Raw genomic sequence first — 3,434 nt, 5'->3', positions numbered from 1 at the left:
AATGCGTCCTCGACATCGCCGCATTCGCTGACCATCATGCCGGGCACGGTCATCATCGGGTCAACCTGCGGCGTGACCACGCCCGCAGTCAGTGTCGACTTACCTCCGATTTCTGCGGATGGCTTCGCGACTATCGGATCGACGAAGGGGTCTGCGGCGCTCAAACTCGGCGTCAACTGCTCGCAGGCGGCAATCAATGTCAATGTGACATTGACTGATGCCTCGGATGTGTCAAACAGGTCGACCACCCTGGGGCTTGCGCCGGGTTCTTCGGCGGCGGGCGTCGGCTTGCAGATTCTGAACGGCACGAGCCCGGTCGCGTACGGCCCCGATTCCGCGGTGGCGGGCAACCCAAATCAATGGTTTGCTGGGAAATCGACAGTCGGCGCGATGGATATTCCCCTCACGGTTCGATATGTCCGAACGCCCGGAGCATTGATGGTCGGAACGGTGAAAGGCACGGCCACGTTCACGATGTCATATCAATAGTGCAGTAGTGCCGAAAGGGTGTTCGCGCCCTTGCGCATGCCCAGAAGCAGGTCCGAATTCATGGGCCTACTTCAGATACTCAAACCCTGTTTCGAATACGCACCTCCCCATGACGTGTATCATTCGTTCCCTGCGCTGTTCTGCGCTGGCGATTCCCGTACTGTCGAACGCTCGTTCGTGACCTGGTTCCGACGCGGTCGAGTTGCCATTGTGACGAGGGTCCCAAGCCCGACTCCCGCAGCTCGACGCCGCCGCGCCTGACGTGGCAGACCCGAGGCCACAAGCTTCCGGACACCGCCCGAACCCCTATCCGTGACCGCCAGACCCGATGTCAGTCTCCGAACTCAAACGCCGCCGCACGTTCGCGGTCATTTCCCACCCGGACGCGGGCAAGACCACGCTGACTGAAAAGCTGCTGCTGTTCTCGGGCGCGATCCAGATCGCCGGTACCGTGAAGGGCCGCAAGAGCAATCGCTACGCGACGTCCGACTGGATGGAGATCGAGAAGCAGCGGGGCATTTCGGTGGCCAGCTCGGTGATGCAGTTCGAGTACGGCGACGCCGTGATCAACCTGCTCGACACCCCGGGCCACGAAGACTTCTCCGAAGACACATACCGTGTGCTGACCGCGGTCGATGCCGCCGTGATGGTGATCGACGGCGCCAACGGTGTCGAAGCGCAAACGCTGAAGCTGCTCGAAGTCTGCCGCAGCCGCAAGACGCCGATCGTCACCTTCATCAACAAGCTCGACCGCGAAGTGCGCGAGCCGCTCGAACTGCTCGACGAAATTGAACAGCATCTCGGCGTGGCCGCTGTGCCGTTCACGTGGCCGATCGGTATGGGCAAGGATTTCCAGGGCGTCTACGACATCCAGCGCGATCAGGTGCGTTTGTTCCGCGCCGGGCAGGATAAAGCGGGTGGCGAGGTCGAAACGCTGCAAGCGCTCAGCGACGAAGAAGGCGAACGCCGCTTCGGCCATGCGTGGGTCAAGGCGAAGGAAGAGATCGATCTGATCACCGGCGCGTCACCCGATTTCGACCGTGAGCAGTTTTTGGCCGGCCAGCAATCGCCGGTGCTGTTCGGTTCGGCGATCAACAACTTCGGCGTGAAGGAAATTCTCGACGCGCTGGTCGATCTGGCACCGCCGCCGTCGATGCGGATGACGGTGCAACGTCCGGTGATGCCGGACGAGCCGAAGTTCACCGGCGTCGTGTTCAAAGTGCAGGCGAACATGGACCTGGCGCACCGCGACCGCGTGGCGTTCATTCGCGTGTGCTCGGGGCATTTCGAACGCGGCATGGCCGTGAAGGTGACGCGTACCAACAAGACGTTCCGCGCCAATAACGTGGTGACGTTCCTGTCGCAGCGTCGTGAGACGGTCAGCGAGGCGTATCCGGGCGACATCATCGGCATCCCGAATCACGGCACGCTGAGTCTCGGCGATACGCTGACCGAAGGCGAAATGCTTCAGTTCGTCGGCTTGCCGTTCTTCGCGCCGGAAATTTTCCAGACCGTCGAAGTGGTCGATCCGATGCGCGCGAAACAGCTCGGTGAAGCGCTGAAGCAGCTCGGCGAAGAGGGCGCGATCCAGGTGTTCCGTCCGGAGGTCGGTGGTTTGATGATTCTGGGCGCCGTGGGTCAACTGCAGTTCGAAGTGGTGTCGCATCGTTTGTCGACGGAATACAAGGTCGATGTGCGCATGGCGCCGGCGCGTTACCGGATGTCGCGTTGGGTAACTTGCGACGATGCGGCTGAGTTGCGTCGTTTTACCGATTCGTACGCGGCGCGGATTGCGCTCGATGCATCGGATGCACCGACGTATCTGGCGTCGCATGTGTCGGAAATCGAGGTTGCGCAGAAGGCGTGGCCGAAAATCGTGTTCAACGAATTGCGCGAGCATTCGGGCGCGCCGTTCAAGAAGGCGATGTAATTGTCTGTCTGTCGCACGGACACGGGGCAACCCGTTCCGGGCGATCACATTCGTCACAACGGGAGGCCTCGGCGCACTTGGCTCACGGCAGCAACTTGCGCAGCTCTGGCGTCGAGATGTCGTCGATGTGGCGAAACGCCGGTGCGGCCTTATCCATCTCCGCTGCGTCAATCCCGAACTCCTCGAAGTAGACCCGCCACTCCCGCACCACACGCCAGATGTCTGCAATCAACTGGCTGGCTGTGCGCTGGGATAGCGTGAACTTGTCGTGCCAGCTAAGGGCATTATCCAGAGTGGCCAACCTTCCGTCCTTGCCTATGCTTAGGTGGAGGTAGCGCTCGGTCGCATTGCTGGCGCGAGGCAGTCCATGAGGCGTCAAATTTCAACAAAAACGCTCGTTAAATCGAGCGTTATGCATGTAACGCTCGATTTAACGAGCATTATTGGCGCAGAGGACGGTGGCATAGCGCTATGACGACGAGCGCCCTGGCCCCTCTAGCTACATTCTTGTACCACCTAGATAACTCGGGGCGCCTTTACATCCTCCGCCCAAGGCTTCGCAGAGGCATTGTCCGAGAGCTACATGAAATGGCTTATGCAGACTCCCTCAGTGTCGGCATTTGATGAATCAGTGCCCAACCACCGTCGTCTCCTTCGCATCTGTGCCGGCGTCCAACGCTGTCGCCTTTTCAGTCTGAGCCTGTTTTTGCTCTGCGCCCGTTGTCGCAAGAGCGAGCCCATTGGTCACTGCTGCCTGCGCAAGCAGGCGCGCTGCACGGTTCGCGGTGATACGGCTTTGAGGAATGCCCTTCGCATCGAGCGCGATGACCTGGTACAACTCGCGATCGCACTCAAGCATGTGTTGATACTGCTCCGCTGTGTCGACGAGCAACTCAAGCATGGTGCGATGGTGTCGTCTTTCGTCACTGGTAATAGCAGGATTCCTACACATTGAAGAGCCAAGTGTGATCAACGTATTGAGTTGGCTCAACTGCCGGTCACAAAGGCTGAATGC

4 protein-coding genes are annotated in these 3,434 nt (G+C 60.0%); 2 read left to right on the top strand and 2 right to left on the bottom strand.

The window, feature by feature from the left end; all coding sequences use genetic code 11:
- The coding region (locus QOC89_RS23210) for a fimbrial protein (RefSeq protein ID WP_323047160.1) at window positions 1-489 on the top strand (489 nt) is incomplete at its 5' end.
- Window positions 490-817: 328 nt separating this feature from the next.
- Complete coding sequence (locus QOC89_RS23205) at window positions 818-2,419, top strand: peptide chain release factor 3 (RefSeq protein WP_323047159.1); 1,602 nt, start codon at window positions 818-820, stop codon at window positions 2,417-2,419.
- 82 nt (window positions 2,420-2,501) lie between these two features.
- On the opposite strand, the gene QOC89_RS23200 is transcribed toward QOC89_RS23205, so the two are convergent.
- Window positions 2,502-2,720 (bottom strand): hypothetical protein, encoded by a 219-nt coding sequence (locus QOC89_RS23200; protein ID WP_323047158.1) that lies wholly within the window; start codon window positions 2,718-2,720, stop codon window positions 2,502-2,504.
- 327 nt (window positions 2,721-3,047) lie between these two features.
- Window positions 3,048-3,434, bottom strand: a 387-nt coding sequence (locus tag QOC89_RS23195; RefSeq protein ID WP_323047157.1) for a hypothetical protein, incomplete at its 5' end; no start/stop codon positions are given.

The sequence above is a fragment of the Paraburkholderia sp. genome (genome assembly GCF_034668105.1).
Lineage (GTDB): Bacteria > Pseudomonadota > Gammaproteobacteria > Burkholderiales > Burkholderiaceae > Paraburkholderia.
The sequence above is the reverse complement of the archived record's forward strand: the minus strand, read 5'-3'. Positions and strand labels throughout refer to the sequence as shown.

Coding starts and splice junctions, on each gene's coding strand:
- QOC89_RS23205 (WP_323047159.1), top strand. CDS start 818: ATGTCAGTCTCCGAACTCAAACGCCGCCGCACGTTCGCGGTCATTTCC.